Annotated in this window: 17 protein-coding genes and 1 pseudogene; 5 read left to right on the top strand and 13 right to left on the bottom strand. The window is 62.6% G+C overall.

Annotated features, from left to right (window positions below):
- Nucleotides 1–33: 33 nt before the first annotated feature.
- The 7 genes and pseudogenes from M0D64_RS41155 to M0D64_RS41125 all read right to left on the bottom strand — a co-directional run.
- Nucleotides 34–1419, bottom strand: a complete 1386-nt coding sequence (locus tag M0D64_RS41155; protein ID WP_266261848.1) for a formimidoylglutamate deiminase — start codon at nucleotides 1417–1419, stop codon at nucleotides 34–36.
- Between the two features lie 10 nt (nucleotides 1420–1429).
- A complete protein-coding gene (hutI, locus tag M0D64_RS41150) occupies nucleotides 1430–2653 on the bottom strand; it encodes an imidazolonepropionase (protein WP_266261847.1) in 1224 nt (407 codons plus the stop codon).
- Nucleotides 2654–2773: 120 nt separating this feature from the next.
- Nucleotides 2774–3376: a HutD family protein gene (locus M0D64_RS41145; RefSeq protein WP_266261846.1), complete on the bottom strand. Its 603-nt coding sequence runs from the start codon at nucleotides 3374–3376 to the stop codon at nucleotides 2774–2776.
- Between the two features lie 20 nt (nucleotides 3377–3396).
- Nucleotides 3397–5085 (bottom strand): urocanate hydratase, encoded by a 1689-nt coding sequence (gene hutU / locus M0D64_RS41140; protein WP_154565674.1) that lies wholly within the window; start codon nucleotides 5083–5085, stop codon nucleotides 3397–3399.
- A 79-nt stretch (nucleotides 5086–5164) separates the two neighbouring features.
- Nucleotides 5165–5860 (bottom strand): histidine utilization repressor, encoded by a 696-nt coding sequence (gene hutC / locus M0D64_RS41135; protein ID WP_054040559.1) that lies wholly within the window; start codon nucleotides 5858–5860, stop codon nucleotides 5165–5167.
- A gap of 37 nt (nucleotides 5861–5897) precedes the next feature.
- Nucleotides 5898–7421, bottom strand: a complete 1524-nt coding sequence (gene hutH / locus M0D64_RS41130; protein ID WP_266261845.1) for a histidine ammonia-lyase — start codon at nucleotides 7419–7421, stop codon at nucleotides 5898–5900.
- Nucleotides 7422–7837: 416 nt separating this feature from the next.
- Nucleotides 7838–7957: pseudogene (locus M0D64_RS41125) on the bottom strand (LysR family transcriptional regulator); the annotation flags it as partial.
- Nucleotides 7958–8072: 115 nt separating this feature from the next.
- Here M0D64_RS41125 and M0D64_RS41120 point away from each other — a divergent pair.
- Nucleotides 8073–8978, top strand: a complete 906-nt coding sequence (locus tag M0D64_RS41120; RefSeq protein ID WP_266261844.1) for an NAD-dependent epimerase/dehydratase family protein — start codon at nucleotides 8073–8075, stop codon at nucleotides 8976–8978.
- 180 nt (nucleotides 8979–9158) lie between these two features.
- On the top strand, nucleotides 9159–9341 hold the full coding sequence (locus tag M0D64_RS41115; protein WP_154565672.1) for a hypothetical protein: 183 nt from the start codon (nucleotides 9159–9161) through the stop codon (nucleotides 9339–9341).
- Between the two features lie 93 nt (nucleotides 9342–9434).
- Here the strand turns inward: M0D64_RS41115 and M0D64_RS41110 are convergent, their stop codons facing one another.
- Both M0D64_RS41110 and M0D64_RS41105 read right to left on the bottom strand, forming a co-directional pair.
- Nucleotides 9435–10802: an APC family permease gene (locus tag M0D64_RS41110; protein WP_171929433.1), complete on the bottom strand. Its 1368-nt coding sequence runs from the start codon at nucleotides 10800–10802 to the stop codon at nucleotides 9435–9437.
- A 198-nt stretch (nucleotides 10803–11000) separates the two neighbouring features.
- On the bottom strand, nucleotides 11001–11837 hold the full coding sequence (locus M0D64_RS41105) for a carbon-nitrogen hydrolase family protein (RefSeq protein ID WP_266261843.1): 837 nt from the start codon (nucleotides 11835–11837) through the stop codon (nucleotides 11001–11003).
- 226 nt (nucleotides 11838–12063) lie between these two features.
- Between M0D64_RS41105 and M0D64_RS41100 the strand changes: the two genes are divergently transcribed.
- Complete coding sequence (locus M0D64_RS41100) at nucleotides 12064–12909, top strand: helix-turn-helix transcriptional regulator (protein WP_266261842.1); 846 nt, start codon at nucleotides 12064–12066, stop codon at nucleotides 12907–12909.
- A 28-nt stretch (nucleotides 12910–12937) separates the two neighbouring features.
- Here the strand turns inward: M0D64_RS41100 and M0D64_RS41095 are convergent, their stop codons facing one another.
- The 4 genes from M0D64_RS41095 to M0D64_RS41080 all read right to left on the bottom strand — a co-directional run bounded on the left by M0D64_RS41095 (nucleotide 12938) and on the right by M0D64_RS41080 (nucleotide 16113).
- Nucleotides 12938–13672, bottom strand: a complete 735-nt coding sequence (locus M0D64_RS41095; RefSeq protein WP_266261841.1) for a thioredoxin family protein — start codon at nucleotides 13670–13672, stop codon at nucleotides 12938–12940.
- 53 nt (nucleotides 13673–13725) lie between these two features.
- On the bottom strand, nucleotides 13726–14064 hold the full coding sequence (locus M0D64_RS41090; RefSeq protein WP_233465048.1) for an SRPBCC domain-containing protein: 339 nt from the start codon (nucleotides 14062–14064) through the stop codon (nucleotides 13726–13728).
- Nucleotides 14061–14486, bottom strand: coding sequence for a helix-turn-helix transcriptional regulator (locus tag M0D64_RS41085; protein WP_266261840.1), 426 nt, complete (start codon nucleotides 14484–14486; stop codon nucleotides 14061–14063). The genes M0D64_RS41090 and M0D64_RS41085 overlap by 4 nt, the downstream gene beginning before the upstream one ends.
- A gap of 244 nt (nucleotides 14487–14730) precedes the next feature.
- Complete coding sequence (locus M0D64_RS41080) at nucleotides 14731–16113, bottom strand: NCS2 family permease (RefSeq protein ID WP_154565665.1); 1383 nt, start codon at nucleotides 16111–16113, stop codon at nucleotides 14731–14733.
- Between the two features lie 518 nt (nucleotides 16114–16631).
- On the opposite strand from M0D64_RS41080, the gene M0D64_RS41075 reads away from it, so the two are divergent.
- On the top strand, nucleotides 16632–17612 hold the full coding sequence (locus M0D64_RS41075) for a PRC-barrel domain-containing protein (protein WP_266261839.1): 981 nt from the start codon (nucleotides 16632–16634) through the stop codon (nucleotides 17610–17612).
- Nucleotides 17609–18862, top strand: a complete 1254-nt coding sequence (locus M0D64_RS41070) for an MFS transporter (RefSeq protein ID WP_266261838.1) — start codon at nucleotides 17609–17611, stop codon at nucleotides 18860–18862. The genes M0D64_RS41075 and M0D64_RS41070 overlap by 4 nt, the downstream gene beginning before the upstream one ends.
- The last annotated feature ends 126 nt before the right edge of the window (nucleotides 18863–18988 follow it).

Below are 18988 nucleotides of genomic sequence, written 5' to 3'. Positions count from 1 at the left end.
CAGCAAGTGGTTTCAGCCAGCGACGTCAGCAGTTTACTTGAGCAATTCGGCGAGCGCCCCGCGATAACGCGCGTAAGCGCCCTCTTCATCGCGATGGCGGCGGTTGTCGACAACCTTGTCGCCGCCCGCATAGACGTCGCGAATCGGTGTCTCGCCATGTTCGCAGAATACAACGCCCGAGAGCCACGCGTTCGGCGCGTGCTCGGCGATGCTCGAATGATCCGGATCGAGCACCAGCCAGTCGGCGCGGCGGCCGGCCTGCAATGCACCCACCGCACGACCGGTGGCATGCGCGCCGCCTTCGAGCGCCGCGTCGAACAGACGATCGGCCACGTGCGTGGCCTGCGCCGACGCCAGCACATTGCGCTGACGGCGAGTCAGGCGCTGGCCGTATTCGAGCAAACGCAATTCCGCCCGCCAGTCGACGCCGATATGGCTATCCGATCCGACCCCGATGCGCCCTTGCGCGTCGAGGTACTCCTGGGCCGGAAAAATTCCGTCGCCGAGATTCGCTTCGGTCGTCAGACACAAACCCGCGACCGCACCGCTTTTCGCGAGCGCCAGGGTTTCGTTGGCATCGACATGCGTGGCGTGCACGAGGCACCAGCGGCTGTCGACGTCGAAGCGATCGAGCAGCCACTGCACCGGCCGCGCACCTTCGGTTTCGAGGCAGGCGTCGACTTCGGCGGTTTGCTCGGCGATGTGGATGTGAACCGGCGCGCTTCGATCGATACCATTGAGCAATGCATGCAATGAATCAGCCGATACCGCACGCAGCGAATGCGGCGCGACGCCATAACGCAGGGCCGCACTCTCGGGACGCGCCGCGCGCACCGTGCCGAGCAGATCGAGCAGACTCTCCGGCGTGTTGATGAAGCGCTGCTGATCTTCGCGCGGCGGGCGCGAGCCGAAGCCGCTGTACTGGTACAGCACGGGCAGCATCGTCATACCGATGCCGCTCGCTGAAGCCGCATCCACCACACGTTGCGCCAGTTCCGCCTGATTCGAATAGCGGCTGCCATCCGGCGTGTGGTGCACGTAATGGAATTCGCAGACCGACGTGTAGCCCGCCTTCAACATCTCGATGTACAGCCACTGCGCGACGGCAGCGAGCCCTTCCGGCGTGATCCGTGCGGCGAAGCGGTACATCAGATCGCGCCAGCTCCAGAAATTGTCCGTAGCATTCGCACGATACTCAGTCAGGCCGGCCATCGCACGTTGAAACGCATGCGAGTGAAGATTCGGCATGCCAGGCAACACGGGGCCCGCGGTTTTTTGCACACCGTCAGGAACCGCCGCCGTATCCGGCGTCACGGATGTCAGCGTGCCGTTAGCGTCCCATTCCAGCAGCACATTGCGGCGCCAGCCGTCGGGTAGATAGGCGTGGTCGGCAAATAGTGATTGTTTTGATTGCATCATCTCTCAGGCCCTAGCTCAAATCACGCCGTGTATAAACAGTCTCGCCTGCGCGCACGACTCGCGCGCACAACGGACGCCCAATCCAGTAAGCCAGCTCGGCAAGCGTTTCCACCGACCACACCGCGAAATCCGCCGCGCGCCCGGCTTGCAGCGAGCCATGTTGGTCCGCCTTGCCGAGTGCACGCGCCGCATGCGTGGTCACGCCTTGCAGCACTTCGGGCACCGTCATGCGGAACAACGTGGTCGCCATGTTCATCATCAGCAACAGCGAGGTGGTGGGCGACGTGCCGGGATTGCTGTCGGTGGAAATCGCGATCGGCACCTGGTAGCGCCGCAGCAAATCCAAAGGCGGCAATTGCGTCTCGCGGATGAAGTAGTACGCGCCAGGCAGCAGCACGGCAACGGTGCCGGACGCTTTCATCGCGGCGACGCCCGCTTCGTCGAGGAATTCAAGGTGATCCGCGGACAGCGCATGGTGACGCGCAGCCAACGCCGTGCCACCGCCATTCGATAACTGCTCGGCGTGCATTTTCACCGGCAATTTATGGCGCTCGGCGGCCTGGAACACGCGCTCGCTTTGTTCCAGAGAAAAACCGATGCGCTCGCAGAACACGTCGACGGCGTCGACCAGTCCTTCGTCGGCGAGCACGGGCAGCATCGTGTTGCAGACTTCGTCGATATACGCGTCGGCTCTTCCCGCGAATTCAGGCGGCAAGGCGTGCGCCCCGAGAAACGTCGTATAGACCGTCACCGGATAGCGCTCGCCCAACCGGCGCGCGACGCGCAGCATCTTGCGTTCGCTGGCGAGATCGAGGCCGTAGCCGGATTTGATTTCGACGGCGGTCACGCCTTCGGCGAGCAGCGGTTCGAGGCGCGCGGCCGATTGGCGGAACAGCGAGTCTTCGTCAGCGGCACGCGTGGCGCGCACCGTCGAGACGATGCCCCCGCCCTGCCGCGCGATTTCTTCATAACTGACGCCCGCGAGACGCTGCGCGAATTCATCCGCGCGCTGGCCGCCGTACACCAGGTGGGTATGGCAATCGACGAGGCCTGGCGTCACCCACGCGCCGTGCAGATCTTCGCGCGGCCATGCAGCGTAGTGAGCGGGTAATTCGGACGCTGTGCCGAGCCACACGATCTTGCCGTTTTCAACGGCAATCGCGGCATCGGGCAACGTGTGTTGGGGATCGCCCTCAGGGCAGAGTTTCAGGTGATGCCAGACGGTTTGCTTCATCGCGTGCTCGTTGCAGCTCGTTGCGTGTCTGTGGTGGTTCGCGGCGCGCTTTGCCGGGCGTTTGCCAGGCGTTTGCCAGGATTCAAGCGCGCACGCGAATCGTCGTCATAGTTGCGGTGATCACGTGTAGCGGATGCTGATCGCGAGCAATGCGCCCGCGCCCTCGACCACGCATGACAGCGCACTCGGCGTGTCGATGCGCAATGTGTCGTCGGCTTCAAGCACTTGCGGTTGGGCTTCGACACCTAGCGTGACCGAAACCGAACCGCTGGCGCAGAACAACAGCACCACGTCGGCGGACAAGGTGCGTTGCGTAGCGCCGCGCCATACCTCAGTTTCGCCTACCGCCGCGCCACGGCGGACCATCAGGTTGAAGTCGCGCGTGGCGCCGTCGACTAGGCGTGCATCGATTCGCGCTTCGCCCGCAAACTGCGCGATATCGAGCGGCTGCGTCAACGCGTGTGTCTTCACGGCGTGAGCACCGGTGTCGTCTGTTTCGTCGAGCAACATGCCCGCGCCCGACAACAACACCAACGTGCGGTCGATACCCGCGAAACGCGAGAACGGCCCTGCTTGCGCCACGTCGGCGATGCTTACGCGCCACGTGAATGCATCGAGCCCTGCGCCTGCGGGAAACGCCCCCACTTCGCGCGTGACGCCGCCGCCGTTCTTCCACGGCGCCGCCACGAGGTCGGCGCCGCGAATGAGCGTCGTGGTTGCCACGTTAGGGACAACCGCCACGATCAACGGCCCAGCATCGGCAGATTCAGACCTGCCTCGCGCGCCGTTTCCTGCGCGAGTTCATAGCCTGCATCCGCGTGACGCATCACGCCCGTCGCCGGATCGTTGAACAGCACGCGGCCGAGGCGCTCCTTCGCAGCGTCCGTACCATCAGCGACGATCACGACGCCCGAGTGCTGGCTGAAGCCCATGCCAACGCCGCCGCCATGATGCAGCGAGACCCACGAAGCGCCGCCTGCCGTGTTCAGCAGTGCGTTGAGCAGCGGCCAGTCGCTGACCGCGTCCGAGCCGTCCTTCATCGATTCGGTTTCGCGATTCGGGCTTGCCACCGAACCGGTGTCGAGGTGATCGCGGCCGATCACGATCGGCGCCTTCAACTCGCCATTCCGGACCATTTCATTGAACGCCTGGCCCAGACGATAACGATCCTTCACGCCGACCCAGCAGATCCGCGCGGGCAAACCCTGGAACGCAATGCGTTCGCGCGCCATGTCGAGCCAGTTGTGCAGATGCGGATCGTCAGGAATCAGTTCCTTGACCTTCGCATCGGTCTTGTAGATGTCTTCCGGATCACCCGACAGCGCGACCCAGCGGAACGGGCCCTTGCCTTCGCAGAACAGCGGGCGGATATACGCCGGCACGAAGCCCGGGAAATCGAACGCGTTTTCAACGCCCATTTCCAACGCCATCTGACGAATGTTGTTGCCGTAGTCGAGCGTAGCGGCGCCACGTTCCTGCAGCGTCAGCATCGCCTGAACCTGCTTGGCCATCGACTGCTTGGCGGGCAGCACGATGCTGTCCGGCACCGTCTTCTGACGCTCGCGCCAGTCTTCGACATTCCAGCCTTGCGGCAGGTAGCCGTGAATCGGATCGTGCGCGCTGGTCTGATCGGTCACGCAATCCGGCGTGATGCCACGCGTCACGCATTCAGCGAACACATCCGCTGCGTTGCCGAGCAGACCGATCGACACCGGCTTGCCCGCCTTCTTCGCTTCTTCAAGCATGGCAAGCGCTTCGTCGAGCGTCGCCGCTTTCTTGTCGACGTAACGCGTCTTCAGACGGAAGTCGATACGTGTCTCATCGCACTCCACTGCAATCATCGAAAAGCCGGCCATGGTTGCGGCCAGCGGCTGCGCGCCGCCCATGCCGCCGAGACCACCCGTCAGAATCCAGCGGCCCGAAGGATCGCCGTTGAAATGCTGGTTCGCCACCGAGAAGAACGTCTCATAGGTGCCCTGCACGATGCCCTGGCTGCCGATGTAGATCCAGCTGCCCGCGGTCATCTGCCCGTACATCATCAGGCCCTTGCGATCGAGTTCGTGGAAGTGTTCCCACGTCGCCCAATGCGGCACCAGGTTCGAATTCGCCAGCAGCACGCGCGGTGCGTCCGCATGGGTCTTGAACACGCCGACCGGCTTACCCGATTGAATCAGCAGCGTCTCGTTCTCTTCGAGGTCTTTCAGCGACGTGAGGATCTGATCGAAGCAATCCCAGTTACGCGCGGCACGGCCAATGCCGCCGTACACGACCAGTGCGTGCGGATGCTCAGCGACTTCCGGGTCCAGATTGTTCTGGATCATCCGGTACGCGGCTTCCGCGATCCAGGTCTTGCAGGTCTTTTCCGCGCCGCGCGGTGCGCGGATCGTGCGGGTCGGGTCCAGACGCGGGTCGATGTGTTTCGGGTTGTTCATGGTGGCCCTCGGGATGCTTGAAAATGTGCGGGAGAAGTTCAGGGAAATGAGTCGGAAACGGTCTTTAAAAGCGGTGAAATCAGAAATGTCCGGTGAAGCGATAGCGGCTGCCGGGATGCCAGAGATTGGCGATCGAGGCGACCTGGCTTTGCGACCACGTGCGCCGATGCAGCACGAGGCACGGTTCGAGTTCATCCATCGTCAGCAGCTCGCGTGTATCCGCATCCGCAGCCAGGGCTTCGATGCGGTACTCGACACGCTGCAACGGCGCCACCCGCACCAGATACTGATTCGGCGTGGTGTTCGTGAAGTCCTGCAATGCGTACTCGGGCGCGACCGCCGGGTTGACCCAGCGCTCTTCGAGTTGCACCGGCTCGTCGTTTTCGAAATGCAGCACGCGTGAATGAAACACCGGACTGCCCGCGCTCACCTGCATTTCTTCGGCAAGCGCTTCGTCGGCGATGCTCGCGCCGATGTGCAGCACGTTCGCCTGATGACGATGACCGCGCGCGACGATTTCGTCGGAAATACTGCGGATCGCCACCAGTGTCGATTCGTACTTGGGCCGGGCGACAAACGTGCCCGAGCCCTGCACGCGCGTCAGCACCTGCTCCGAAGTCAGCTCGCGCAACGCGCGGTTGACCGTCATGCGCGCGACGTTGAATTCGCGTGCGAGCTCGTTTTCGGAGGGCACCTGGTCGCCTTCAGCCCATTCGCCCGCGTGGATGCGGCCGAGGATGAAGTCCTTGATGCCCTGATAGGCCGGTGCGTTCATTGGCTTGATTGGCGTGCTTGAAACGTGGTGTTCGAGCTTACTGCTCGGACGCGAACGAGAACGGGCTCAGCTTCGCGATCGTGCCGTTCTGCACGAGACGCGTGACGGCCGCGATATCCGGTGCGAAATAGTGGTCGAGTTCGTAATGCGCGACGTCCTTGCGCACTGCGTCCATCACTTTCTGCAGGCTCGGGCTGGTCTTGTGCGGCGCGCGCAGATCGACGCCTTGCGCAGCAGCGAGCAATTCGATCGACAAAATGTTCGCGACGTTTTCAGCGATGTCGCCAAGCTTGCGCGCAGCGAACGTCGCCATCGAAACGTGATCTTCCTGGTTCGCGGACGTCGGCAGCGAATCCACCGATGCCGGATGCGCAAGCGTCTTGTTCTCCGACGCGAGTGCCGCAGCCGTCACGTGAGCGATCATGAAGCCCGAGTTCACCCCACCGTCGCGCACGAGGAACGGCGGCAGACCCGACAGCGTCGCGTCGATCAGCAGCGCGATGCGGCGTTCGGCCAACGCGCCGATTTCCGCGACGGCGAGCGCGAGGTTGTCAGCGGCAAATGCGACCGGCTCGGCGTGGAAGTTGCCGCCCGACAGCACTTCGCCCGTGTCCGGGAAAATCAGCGGATTGTCGGAGACGGCGTTCGCTTCGATCAGCAGCACGTCGGCCGAATGACGCATCTGGTCCAGACACGCGCCCATCACTTGCGGCTGGCAGCGCAGGCTGTACGGGTCCTGAACCTTGTCGCAATCGGCGTGCGAGACATTGATGCCCGAGCCTTGCAACAGCGAACGGTAAGCCGTTGCCGCGTCCGTCTGGCCTTGATGACCACGCAGTTCGTGAATGCGCGCGTCGAACGGCTTGACCGAACCTGCTGCTGCATCCACCGACAACGCGCCCGCCACCAGTGCGGTGCGGAACAGGTCTTCGATGGCGAACATGTTGTAGAGCGCGAGCGCGGTCGAGGCTTGCGTGCCGTTCAGCAGCGCCAGACCTTCCTTCGCTTGCAGCGTGAGCGGCTTCAGGCCCGCCAGCGCGAGGCCTTCGGTAGCCGGCATGCGCTCGCCCTTGGCGAACACTTCGCCGACGCCGATCAAGGTCGCCGACATATGCGCGAGCGGCGCGAGGTCGCCCGATGCGCCGACCGAACCCTTGACCGGAATCACCGGCAGCACGTCGGCGTTGTACAGCGTGATCAGCGCTTCCATCACCTCGCGGCGAATGCCCGAGTGGCCGCGGCCGAGACTCGACAGCTTCAGCGCGATCAGCAGGCGCACCACCGGACGCGACATCGGCTCACCCACGCCGACCGCGTGCGACAGCACCAGATTACGCTGCAGCAGCTCGAGCTGGTCATGCGGAATGTGCGTGCTGGCGAGGCGCCCGAAACCCGTGTTGATGCCATACGCCGGCTCGCCCTTTGCGGCGATATCGGCGACGGCTTTGGCGCAGGCGTCGATGGCGGCGTGACTGGCGGGATCAAGCTGCAGCGCGACGTGCTCGCGGGCGATCTGGCGCAGTTGCGGGAGGGTCAGGTAGCCGGGCTTCAGAATCATCATGGTGTTGTGTCCTGTCTTGTCTATACAATTCAAGAGGAAGTCTAGCGGCGTCGGCTTGTATATACAACTTGTTTTTGCAGCTTCGGGCCTGGGGGTTTCCATTAGAGATGGAAGCTTACGTGGTATGCATATCGCTTGAGCCGGGGGTTTCGGGTGTCGGCGCGCGCCGCATCGCATTTGTTCGTCGCGACAACCAACTTGTATATACACGTTCAAAATACAGGGCGGCAAGCGGACAAAAAAACTCATGACGCCGGGCTGGCGCGGCCGGGTCAGTCGGAACGGCCAATCCACCGATTCCGCTCTGCGTCGTTGCCCCTCGGCCTCGATGCGCGTCTTCCAGAGTTATAGGAGAGCGCACCGAAGACGCAAAAAAGCCCGCGCACTCATGGGAGCCGCGGGCTTTTTTAGACGTACCGCGTGAGTGCACGGCTCACGCCGGAGACGGTCTGCTGCAATTTCTCGGCCGCCGCGGTGATCGAGCCGCAGTCGATCACCGTCGCGAACACCAGTAATTCGTCGGTGGAAGTCTTCATTATTGATTTCAAATCAAGATTGATTTGAGACTAACACGCTATTTGCGAGAATCAAGACGGCGGATACTGCGTCCATGTCATCGTATTTCCGGTGTTTCCACCTTAGGAGAACGTCTTGAAGATTTTCATTACTGGCGCAAGCGGCTTTATCGGCGGTTCGATTGCGGCGCACCTCGTGCGCGCCGGCCACCATGTACGCGGTTTGATTCGCAAGCCCGAACACAGCGCCGAGTTGCAACGCCTCGGTATCGAACCCGCCATCGGCACGCTCGACGACCGTGAACTGCTGATCGCCGAAGCCAAAGCCGCCGACGCGGTCATCAACGCCGCGAGCAGCGACCATGAAGGCGCAGTGAAAGCGTTGATCGACGGCCTCGCCGGGTCCGGCAAGCCGTTTCTGCATACGAGCGGCTCGAGCATCGTCGGCGATGCCTCGGGCGGTGAAGCGGGCGAAGCACGCATCTATCACGAAGACGCCCTGCCCGAGCCGACCGCGGACAAAGCGGCACGCGTCGCCATCGATCAGCTCGTACTCGATGCGGCGCAGCAGAACATCCGCTCGGCGGTGTTGTGCAACACGCTGATCTATGGCCACGGCGCGGTGCCGGGCAGCGCAAGCGTGCAGTTGCCACGGCTTGTGCGTCAGGCGCAAAAGAGCGGCGTGGTGCGGCATGTGGGCAGCGGCGGCAACATCTGGTCGAACGTGCATATCGACGACGTCGCCGAACTCTATCGCCTTGCGTTGGAGAAGACGCCGGCGGGCACCTTCTACTTCGTCGAAAGCGGCGAGGCGTCGTTTCGTGACATGAGCGCCGCGATCGCCCGCGTGATGAAACTGGGCGAGCCGCAAGACTGGCCGCTCGCAGAAGCGCAGAAGGAGTGGGGTTACGAAATGGCTTCGTACGGGCTCGGTTCGAACAGCCGCGTGCGCGGTGAGCGCGCACGCAAACTGCTCGGCTGGCAGCCTGAACGCACGTCGGTGATCGACTGGATCGAGCGCGACATGATGGCCGCCAAGTGAGTTCCTTCGCGGCTTAACCCAAGGGGGCTTCCTTCGGGGCGCAAGCCGAGGGGACGTCCTCCGGGGCGTAATCCATGTAAGCCCAGGCGTAGCAAATCCGTAAGCTCAACTCGCTAGAATCCGGCTCACGTAATAGCGCGATTCGACGATACGAGTCGCGCGTAAGCCCGGATTTGATCGATGACCTTGGCGTTGAATTTCGACTGGCTGACCAACCTGCTAGCGATTATTTTCGTCGTAGCATGCCTGTACGATGCACGCTACGACGAGTACGGCACGTTGACGCTGTCCGCAGCCGTGATGAGCCTTGTCGTGATGGCGATCGAACTGTTCCTCAAACCCGCCTTCGACATGGCGTTGTGAGTTCGGCGCTGCGCGATGCAGCGCCATCAGCTTTAACTTGCGTCTCACCTCGCCGCCGACGGACAACCACGAGTAGAGGCGCGAGCGGCTACGTCAGACCGCGACTTCCGGCGGCGCGCGACGGAAACAGCGCGTGATCCAGCCGAGATAGCACAACCCCAGCACGAACCACACCGCGCCGAGTACCAGTGCGGTTTTCTCGAGACTCACCAGCAGCCAGATATCCGCAATCGCACCAGCCAGCGGCAACAGCAGGCCGCCGATCACACCCATGGCATTCGCGCTGCCCTTCGCGTTGAAGAACTGCCGGATCACACACAGATTGACCGCGGTGAACGCGAGAAATGCGCCGAAATTGATGAACGAGGTCGAGGTCGCCACGTCGAGCTTCAGTGCGACAAGACCGATTGCACCCGCGATCGCGATGTTCAGCGCCGGCGTCTTGAACTTCGGATGCACGAAACCGAAGATGCGCTTGGGCAAGACTTCGTCGCGTCCCATTGCATACAGCAGACGCCCCACGCTTGCCTGTGCCGAGATGCCCGACGCGAACTGCGCGAGAATCAGCCCGGCCAGAAACACCGTCACGAAGATATCGCCGCCTACTTTGCGCGCGACTTCGAAGGCGGCCGAATCCGGATCCTTGAATACCGCACCCGGATGCGCGAGCTGCACCGTGTACGCGGCGATCACGAAGATCGCGCCGCCGATCAGCGCAATCAGTACAATCGCGCGCGGCATGGTCTTTTCAGGGGCGATGGTTTCTTCAGTCAACGTCGACACTGCGTCGAAGCCGAGATACGAGTAGGCGGCAATCGCGGCGCCTGCCATCGTCGCCGAGAACGGCACATGCGGCTTGAAGAACGGCTCGGCCGAAATCAGACCGCCGGGACCGACCGCCGCGGTCACATAGTGACAGCACAACACGACGAACAATGCGACGATCGCGAGTTGCACGACCATCAGCACGATGTTGAAACGGTTCGCGAGTTCGAGGCCGAGAATATTCAGCCCGCTCGTCAACACAATGAACGCGACGATCCAGATCCAGCTTGGAATGTGCGGAAACGCGGCGCTGAGATACGCGGCGCCGATCAGCCAGATCACCATCGGCAGGAAAAAGTAATCGAGCAAGGTGGCCCAGCCGATCATGAAGCCCAGATGCGGATTGAAGCTTTTGCGCGTGTATGTGTACGCTGAACCCGCTACCGGGAAAAGCCGCGCGAGCTTGCCGTAGCTGAGCGCGGTGAACACGATCGCGATCAGGGCAATCAGATACGCGAGCGCGGCGGTGTCGTTACTGGCGGTCGCCAGCACACCATAGGTGCCGTAGACGATCAGCGGCGCCATATAGGCGAGGCCGAACAGCAAAACCGAAGGCAGGCCGAGGGTGCGTTTCAGATGCGCGCTTTGGGGCGCGGCAGGTGCGCCGGCGCGCTCCGTGGGGGATGTTGGGGTCATACGGTGTCTCCTCTTGCGAATGGGCGAGCGTCGTCGAGGGCAACGTTGAACGCGCCCCGGTCGGGTTTTGTCGATCAGTCTTGCTGGGTGCGCGGATGTCGCGCCGATGATGCTTTGTCTAACGTGGTGCGCGTAGGTGCACGCAGGTGCGTATAGGCGCTTATGTGCGCCTGCACCTGCGCGGCCCGCGCACGCGCCTTAGCGCGCGCGGATCACACGCGCACGTTGCCCTTGCTCGCCGTCCAGCGTCGCGAGGTCGAGCGAAATGCGCGCGTCATGCAGATAACGATAGTGCTCGCGCGCGCCTTCGAGACGCGCGGGATCGAGCGTGGCGCGCAGAACCGTTTCTTCGTGACCGGCGTCGCACACCACGTCGCCTAACGGATCGATCAGCGCCGATTCACCGGGGAACGTGAGATTGTCGTCGCCCGAACCGATGCGATTCACAAGCGCCGCGAACATCTGATTTTCCATCGCGCGCGCCACGATTGCGCGGCGATGCACCGGCCCGAACGGGTCCATATTGCCGTTCGTCACGATCAGCAGATCGGCGCCGAGCGAGGCGACCGCGCGCGCCGTTTCCGGAAATTCGATGTCGTAGCAGACCAGGATGCCAACGGTCAGACCCTTGAAGCTGCACACTTCGTAACGGTCGCCGGGTTCGAACACACCGACATCCGACGCCCACAGATGCGTCTTGCGATAGCGCAGCGCGATCTGGCCGCGTTCGTCGACCAGCACCGTGGTGTTGAAAAAGCGGCTGCCGTCACGCTCGGCGAGACCTACCGCCACGGCTACGCGTGCTTCGCGCGCCGCATGGCGGACGGCGGTCAGCGACGGCCCGTCGATCGGTTCGGCCACGTCGCCGATGGTGTCTCGCGTCGGAAAACCCGACAGCGTGGTCTCCGGAAACACGATCAGATCGGTTCCGGCCGCGCGTTGGCCGATGGTTTGCAGCACGCGTTGCACGTTTACCCCGCCTACGCCCACGGCGCCATCCACGATGGGGATCTGTGCCAATTCGAGTTGAAGCATTTTGTCTCCTGTGTCGGCCAGAGTTGGCGCTTTAGCTGTCGACCAGAGTTGGCGCTTTAGCGTTTACTCTAGTCCCAAGCAAAGCACTTACTCTGGTCCCATTACCAGTCTGCTTCGCGTTAAATAGCGGCTGTAGTCAGGCGCCCGCGTTTCAGGTTGGGCCTATTATTACCAGACATATTTTTGTCCGTAATCACCCGGCAGGGTTACCCTCAACGGAGCACGCATGGAACTCGAATGGCGCGATCTGGCCTTTCATCGCGAGATCGGCGCGGTTATCGAAGCACTCGACAGCGCACAATTCTGGACTCGCCTCACACGCGCGCTCGAACGCTATGTCGTGTTCGACAACTGGGTCGCCCTGCGCTTCACGCCTGGCATGGCGCCGCTCGTCTGCGCAGAATCGCCGACACCGGACGGCACGGTGGATGTGATGTTCCAGGACTATCTCGCCGCGCTCTATCAACTCGACCCGTTTTATATTGCCGCGACCGAGAAGCCCGCATCGGGTTTCGTCACGCTGGCGGACGTCGCGCCCGACAACTTCTCGATGACCGACTATTACCAGCGGTACTTCAGGAAAAACATCGTCGGCGATGAAGTGCACTTCAACTACATGATAGACGCGAGGCATACGCTGGCGTTCTCGCTTGGCGCAACGCAGCGCTACGGCGAGCGTGATCTGGCAGTGCTCGCGCTTTGCGCGCCATGGGTGATCGCGCTATTGCGGCAGCGCTTGCCGTATGAGGCATTCGACGCGCCGGAGCCGGCCTCGAGCGAGGCGGTGGCGCAAACAGCGATCGACACGGGCGCCCCAGCGGATACGCCCACCTATGCCGCGCGTTTCGAGCAGGTGTCGTCGGTGGGCGGCCGCTCGTCACTCACCGCGCGCGAAGTGGAGGTGGCGATGCTGACCTTGAGCGGATTTTCAACGCGCGCCATCGCAGAGAAACTGACGATCTCGTTCGAGACGGTGCGCGCGCACAAGAAGCACATCTATACGAAACTCAACGTCAACTCGCAATCGGAGTTGTTCGCGCTGTTTTATGAAGCGGGACGCAAAGGGGCATGACGTCCCGCTTATTCTTTGCCGGCGCGCGTCAAGCGCTGCACGCGGCGCAACCGCTCGCCTTCTCCTCATAACGATCGTGATGCTTGAGCCACTCGCCCATATTCTTCTTCTCCTCGCGGCCTTTCGGCGTTACGTCGAGATGCGCGTACGCGCTGAGGAACTGCTCGCCGCCGCGTCCGTAGGTGGAATACGTGTGATAGACGTCGCCCGCTGCGTCCTTGTAGAACACGCTGTGACCGGGTAGCTCGTCGATGCCGACATCCTGCTCGGTGAAGTTGTAGTACCCCTTCTTACTGGCGATCTCCTCCGGCGTGAACGACACGTGATAGTCGAAATTGAAGTCGCTCTCATTCGATGACACCCACGGAAACTTCCAGCCCATGCGTTTTTTGAAAGCCTCGATCTTCGCGAGCGGCCCACGCGAGACCGCCACGTAGGATACGTCGTGATGTTCAAGATGCGTCAGGATGCCGTCCATGTGATCCGACACGAACGAGCAGCCAAAACAGCCCTCTTCCCAATCCGGGCCGAACATGAAGTGATAGACGATCAACTGGCTACGGCCGCCGAACAGATCGGCAAGTGTCCTGGGGCCTTGCGGCGTTTCGAATACATAGGTCTTCTCGACCTTCACCCAGGGCAGCGCCCGGCGTTTGCGGGCGAGTTCATCGCCGGCGCGTGTGTACGCTTTCTCTTCGACCAATAGCGCCTTGCTGGCGGCCAGCCATTCTTCCCTCGTGCCGATACGGTGTTGCGGGTCCATGTGCGTCTCCTTCTCTGCGTCGTGCAGGTTCGATAGAGCAAAATCAGACGAATTCAGGCGAAGTAACGTTCCAGCGAATCGAGGCCGCCGTTCCAGCCGAATTGGTGGTGGTCGCGCGTTTCTTCGTCGACGAACTGTTCATGCGTGAGCGTCAGCAAGGTAGCGTTGCCGTCCGGGCGCAACAGCACCGTCACGAGCGACTCCTGCTCCGGACTCGAACGCCATGCCCATGTGAACACCAGTTTGGCGTCGGGCACCACCTCCAGATACTGACCATTGACCTCGAGTTCCCGGCCGTCCGTCTTGAGATACCTTATCAAATAGCGTCCGTCCACGCGCGCATCCAGTTCCGCCCGAATCACCTCGGCATCACCCGGATGCATCCACTTCATGAGTTGCGCCGATTCCGTCCAGGCGCGGAAGACTTTGGCGGGCGCGGCGTTGATTCGGCGCTGGAGGGTAAGACTGGGTTTGGCGGACATGGCGGTTCCTCTTCGACGAAAGCAGCAAGACGATCGAGTGATTCGGACCAGAAGCGCTGATAGCGGGTGAGCCATTCCATGGCTTCCTCCATCGGTCCGGCGGACAGGCGGCACGCCACCGTGCGGCCGGTTTTTCGACGCGTGATAAGACCGGCCTCGGACAGCACGTCGAGGTGTTTCATCACCGCAGGCAAGGACATCTCAAACGGCTCGGCGAGTTCGCTGACCGACAGATCGTTCAGTTGGGACAAACGCGCGAGCAACGCACGCCGCGTCGGATCGGACAGCGCGGCAAAGGTGCGATCGAGTAACGCTTCATTAAACTTAACCATGAGGTTAAGTATAGAAACACGCGTAAGAATGTCAAGGACAGGTGCGCACTTTTCTCAAAGCGCGCAGGAAGAGGAAGGTGCGAAGGGGATGCTCAAAAAAGATACGCGGCGCATCGCAGATCAAACTCTGCGACACGCCGCGTCAAGGTGGAGAACAACCGACTACACGTTTGAGCGAAGCGGCAAGGAAAGCCCGCCCCACTCTCGCGTTACAGCAAACCGCGCAAAACTCAATGCGGCAGAATCAGATCGCCCAACCGCCGAGATAGAAGCCGACCAGCACGACAGCGATAACAACCGTGCCCACGTTCAGCTTGCGATACTCGCCGCTCACCACGCGGCCGATCACCAGCGTCGCGAAGCCGAGCATGATGCCCGTCACGATGTTGGCGGTCAGCACGATGAATACGGCGCACATCAGGCCCGACATCGCGTCGACCATATCGTCCATGTGCAACTTGCTCACGTTCGAGAGCATCAGCAGGCCGACGTACATCAGCGCCGGGGCCGTTGCATACGAAGGCACCAGACTGGCCAACGGCGAGAAGAACATCACCACGAGGAACAGCAGACCGACCACCGCTGCCGCCATGCCCGTCTTCGCGCCGGCTGCTACGCCGACCGTCGATTCGATGTAGGCAGCCGCCGGTGCGCCACCGAGCAGGCCCGAGAAAATCGAGCTCAGCGAATCCGCCGTCAACGCACGGCCGCCGTTGATGATGCGGCCGTTTTCGTCGAGTTGACCCGCTTGTCCGGCGACGGCGCGAATCGTGCCGGTTGCGTCGAACACGGCCGTCATCACGAGTGCCAGCACGCTAGGCAGGACCGCCATCGACAGCGCGCCCTTGATGTCCATCGCACCGATCAGCGACGAATGGCCCGGCGCGCTCAGCGACGGCAGTGCGAACACGCCGTGGAACGCCACCGCCGGATCGATCAGGAGCGCAATCGCCGAGATCGCGACGATCACGATCAGGATAGAACCCGGCACGCGACGGCGCACCAGACCGAAGATCGCAGCCAACCCCGCCACCGACATGATCGCCGGCAACGCCGTGATATTGCCCAGCGACACCGGCAGACCGGCGCCCGGATTCTTGACGACCAGACCCACGTCATTCGCGGCGATCAGCAGCAGGAACAGGCCGATGCCGATCCCCGTGCCGTGCGCGATGCCGGTCGGCAAGTTGCGAAGGATCCACGAACGCACGCCCGTCACCGAGATCCCGGTGAAGACGACACCCATCAGGAACACGGCGCCGAGCGCAACGTTCGGCTGCAGACCTTTACCGAGCACGAGGCCAAACGCCGTGAACGCAGTCAGCGAAATCGCGCAGCCGATCGCGATTGGCAGGCGCGCCCACACGCCCATCAGCAGCGAGCCGAACGCGGTGGTCAGGCACACGGCGACGAACACCGCGCTGGTATCGAAGCCCGCTTTGCCGAACATGCCCGGCACGACGAACACGGAATAGACCATCGCGAGGAAGGTCGTGATGCCCGCGACAATTTCCGTACGCTGCGAACTGCCGCGCGAAGAGATTTCGAAGTAGCGGTCAAGAAAGCCCTTTCCGTCGAATGATTCGGCGCCGACTTCAGAAATCGGTTGGGCGTGGGGTTCCATCATGATGAGTGCCTCCTTTATCAGCGGGCTGAAACGGCTCGTATTCCGGCCGCCATCAGGTTCGTCTCGTTGCGTTGATCTAATGTGGTGTGGCAAGGTTTGAACGTCGGCTTGCGATGCGTCAGACAACCCGCATGCTCCGTTCTTCTTTTGCTGTCCCGAAATGTAGGCCAACACAAATATGTCTCCCATCGCATGAATGGCATGCTCGACATGTCGCGATGCTTATATCGTTTAAGGGACGGCAAACCATGGGGACGCTCCGCGCGTTTACACCTACGATTTGTCATCGAGTTGTGAAAGGGTTTTGAGGGGTTCGGCACGCAAAAACGGGCCTACGTCGGGGCCAGAAGCGCGCAACGCGGTATGAATCGTGCGCCGGGGACACCTGTCAGAAAGCCTGCAAAACCGGGCCGCCCCGGCGCCGCGGGTTACACTCTGGCCCTTACCTGACGCAACTGAGTGTCTTAACGGCGGCGGCCCGCAGCGCCCGTCCGCACTGGCCCATGGAGTCCTTCTTGATGAGCGGCGGTTTTTCGCGTCCTGCCTGGCGTCTTCTGCTTCTTGCTGTGTTCGCGCTGTTCGCGCTGTCCGGTTGCAGCCTGCTGTGGGGCCCGCAACAGGCGCCGATTGTCGATGCCACGGTGATGCCCGTCGAACCCGCGAGCGCGCCCGTAGCCGCCTCCGCGCCGGAGCCGGCCGAGACTGAAGCGGCCGAGCCCGAACAGCCGAAGAAGCCCAAGAAGCCGGTCGTCAAGCCACGCAAGGTCGAACCTCCGCCGCCGGTCGCCACGCCCGCGCCGCCTCCCCCCGCGCCCCCGCCGCTGATCGTGCTGCGCACGATCGAGCGCAGCGAGGCGCGCGCCTTGCTCGATAGCGAAGTGCAGAAGCCCGACGGCAAGGTAGTGGGCCGCGCGGTCGATCTGATCGCCGATGCAAGCGGCAAGCCGCGCGAAATCGTGGTCAATCTGCAAGGCTTCCTCGGCGTCGGCGATCGCAAGGTCAATTTCCCGTGGAACGCGTTCCGCTTCACGCCGACCGCGAAGACCGCGCCGATCACACTTAACGCGACGGCCACGCCGACTCCCGCGGCGAAGTCCGCCGCCGTGCAATTGCCGCTGATCGACACCGACGTCGAGCGCTCGAACGGCGCCAAGGTCGGCCGCGTGATCGATGTGCTGATCGACGCCAACGCGCAACCGCAGGCGGTCGTGCTCGACGTCAACGGCATGGTCAGCACCGAGCGGCGCACGATTGCCGCCAACTGGTCCGCGCTGCGTTTCGTCACGAAAGACAAGGAGCTGCATCCGCTGATCGATCTGAGCGATGCGCAGATCAACGCGACGCCGCCGTACGCCAGCGACAAGCCGATCCGCGCGGTGTCGCCCGCGCCGCCGCCCGCTCCCGCTCCCGCTCCCGCTTCCGCGCCAGCGCCCGCCACTGCGGCTTCTGCCGCGCCGGCCACAGTCACGGCGGGTTCCAACACACGGGCGGCCCGATGACAGGCCGCACTTTAGTCACCGCGCGCAGTTTGCGCGCACTCGATTGGCTGAATTTTTTCGTCGCCAACGTGCAGACGGGTTTCGGGCCGTTCATTGCGTCGTACCTTGCCTCGCACAAGTGGACCCAGGGCGAGATCGGCATGGCGCTGTCCGTCGGCACCATTAGCGCGATGGTGAGTCAGGTGCCGGGCGGCGCTGCCGTCGACGCGTTGCGCAACAAGAAAGGCGCTGCCGCATGGGCGATCTTCGCGATCATCTTCAGTGCGGTGCTGCTGGCCGCGAGCCCGACGGTGCTGCCGGTGATTGCCGCGGAGGTGTTCCACGGCTTTGCGAGCTGCATGCTGACGCCGGCGTTGGCCGCGATCTCGTTCGCGCTGGTGGGGCGCGCGAATCTGGGCGACCGGTTGGGACGCAATGCGCGCTGGGCGTCGATCGGCAGCGCCGTCGCGGCCGGGTTGATGGGCGTATTCGGCGAATACTATTCGCCCCGCGCGGTGTTCTGGCTGACCGCGGCGCTGGCGGTCCCTGCGCTGTTTGCGCTGACGATGATTCAGCGTACCGACACGATCGAGCTCCCGAAAGCCGGGCCGACACCGGCGCAGATCGAACGGCGCGAGAGTTTGCGCGAGTTGTTGCGTGACAAGCGGATGCTCCTGTTTGCGGCTTGTATCGTGCTGTTTCACTTGTCGAATGCTGCGATGCTGAATCTTGCCGCTGGCGAAGTGACGGCCGGCATGGGCGACAACGTGCAGCTCGTGATTGCCGCGTGCATCATCGTGCCGCAGGCGATTGTGGCGATGATGTCGCCATGGGTTGGGCGCTCTGCCGAGCGGTGGGGACGCAGGCCGATTCTGCTGCTTGGGTTTTCGGCGTTGCCGATACGGGCGTTGTTGTTCGCTGGAATCAGCAGCCCTTATTTGCTGGTGCCGGTGCAGATGCTCGACGGCCTGAGCGCGGCCGTGTTCGGTGTGATGCTGCCGTTGATTGCCGCCGATGTTGCTGGCGGGAAGGGGCGGTATAACCTTTGTATCGGGTTGTTTGGGTTGGCTGCCGGGATTGGGGCTACTTTGAGCACGACGGCTGCTGGGTTTGTGGCGGATCATTTTGGCAATGCGGTGAGCTTTTTTGGGCTTGCTGCGGCGGGTGCGCTTGCTGTTTTGTTGGTGTGGGCCGCGATGCCTGAGACGCGGGATGCAGGGGCTGGGGATGAGGCGGAGCCTTTGGGGGATGGGAAGTCGGCTGTTAGATAAGGGGGCCTGCGGCGGTGGGAATGGGTTGGGGGTTTGCCTTCGCGGCGCTTCTTGTCCTTGTTCTTATGGCTTTGGCCTTTCCTTGAATTGTTAGTGGTCTATTAGCGTTGCCCCTGTGCGGGGCGG

The sequence above is a fragment of the Paraburkholderia sp. WS6 genome, assembly GCF_030464835.1.
In the GTDB taxonomy this organism is placed as follows: Bacteria; Pseudomonadota; Gammaproteobacteria; order Burkholderiales; family Burkholderiaceae; genus Paraburkholderia; species Paraburkholderia madseniana.
The sequence above is the reverse complement of the archived record's forward strand: the minus strand, read 5'-3'. Positions and strand labels throughout refer to the sequence as shown.

What these genes read in the sequence shown, in the direction of transcription:
- M0D64_RS41155 (WP_266261848.1), bottom strand. Translation starts at nt 1,419, where the DNA reads ATGATGCAATCAAAACAATCACTATTTGCCGACCACGCCTATCTACCC.
- hutI (WP_266261847.1), bottom strand. Translation starts at nt 2,653, where the DNA reads ATGAAGCAAACCGTCTGGCATCACCTGAAACTCTGCCCTGAGGGCGAT.
- hutU (WP_154565674.1), bottom strand. Translation starts at nt 5,085, where the DNA reads ATGAACAACCCGAAACACATCGACCCGCGTCTGGACCCGACCCGCACG.
- hutC (WP_054040559.1), bottom strand. Translation starts at nt 5,860, where the DNA reads ATGAACGCACCGGCCTATCAGGGCATCAAGGACTTCATCCTCGGCCGC.
- hutH (WP_266261845.1), bottom strand. Translation starts at nt 7,421, where the DNA reads ATGATGATTCTGAAGCCCGGCTACCTGACCCTCCCGCAACTGCGCCAG.
- M0D64_RS41115 (WP_154565672.1), top strand. Translation starts at nt 9,159, where the DNA reads ATGACCTTGGCGTTGAATTTCGACTGGCTGACCAACCTGCTAGCGATT.
- M0D64_RS41110 (WP_171929433.1), bottom strand. Translation starts at nt 10,802, where the DNA reads ATGACCCCAACATCCCCCACGGAGCGCGCCGGCGCACCTGCCGCGCCC.
- M0D64_RS41105 (WP_266261843.1), bottom strand. Translation starts at nt 11,837, where the DNA reads ATGCTTCAACTCGAATTGGCACAGATCCCCATCGTGGATGGCGCCGTG.
- M0D64_RS41100 (WP_266261842.1), top strand. Translation starts at nt 12,064, where the DNA reads ATGGAACTCGAATGGCGCGATCTGGCCTTTCATCGCGAGATCGGCGCG.
- M0D64_RS41095 (WP_266261841.1), bottom strand. Translation starts at nt 13,672, where the DNA reads ATGGACCCGCAACACCGTATCGGCACGAGGGAAGAATGGCTGGCCGCC.
- M0D64_RS41090 (WP_233465048.1), bottom strand. Translation starts at nt 14,064, where the DNA reads ATGAAGTGGATGCATCCGGGTGATGCCGAGGTGATTCGGGCGGAACTG.
- M0D64_RS41085 (WP_266261840.1), bottom strand. Translation starts at nt 14,486, where the DNA reads ATGGTTAAGTTTAATGAAGCGTTACTCGATCGCACCTTTGCCGCGCTG.
- M0D64_RS41080 (WP_154565665.1), bottom strand. Translation starts at nt 16,113, where the DNA reads ATGATGGAACCCCACGCCCAACCGATTTCTGAAGTCGGCGCCGAATCA.
- M0D64_RS41075 (WP_266261839.1), top strand. Translation starts at nt 16,632, where the DNA reads ATGAGCGGCGGTTTTTCGCGTCCTGCCTGGCGTCTTCTGCTTCTTGCT.
- M0D64_RS41070 (WP_266261838.1), top strand. Translation starts at nt 17,609, where the DNA reads ATGACAGGCCGCACTTTAGTCACCGCGCGCAGTTTGCGCGCACTCGAT.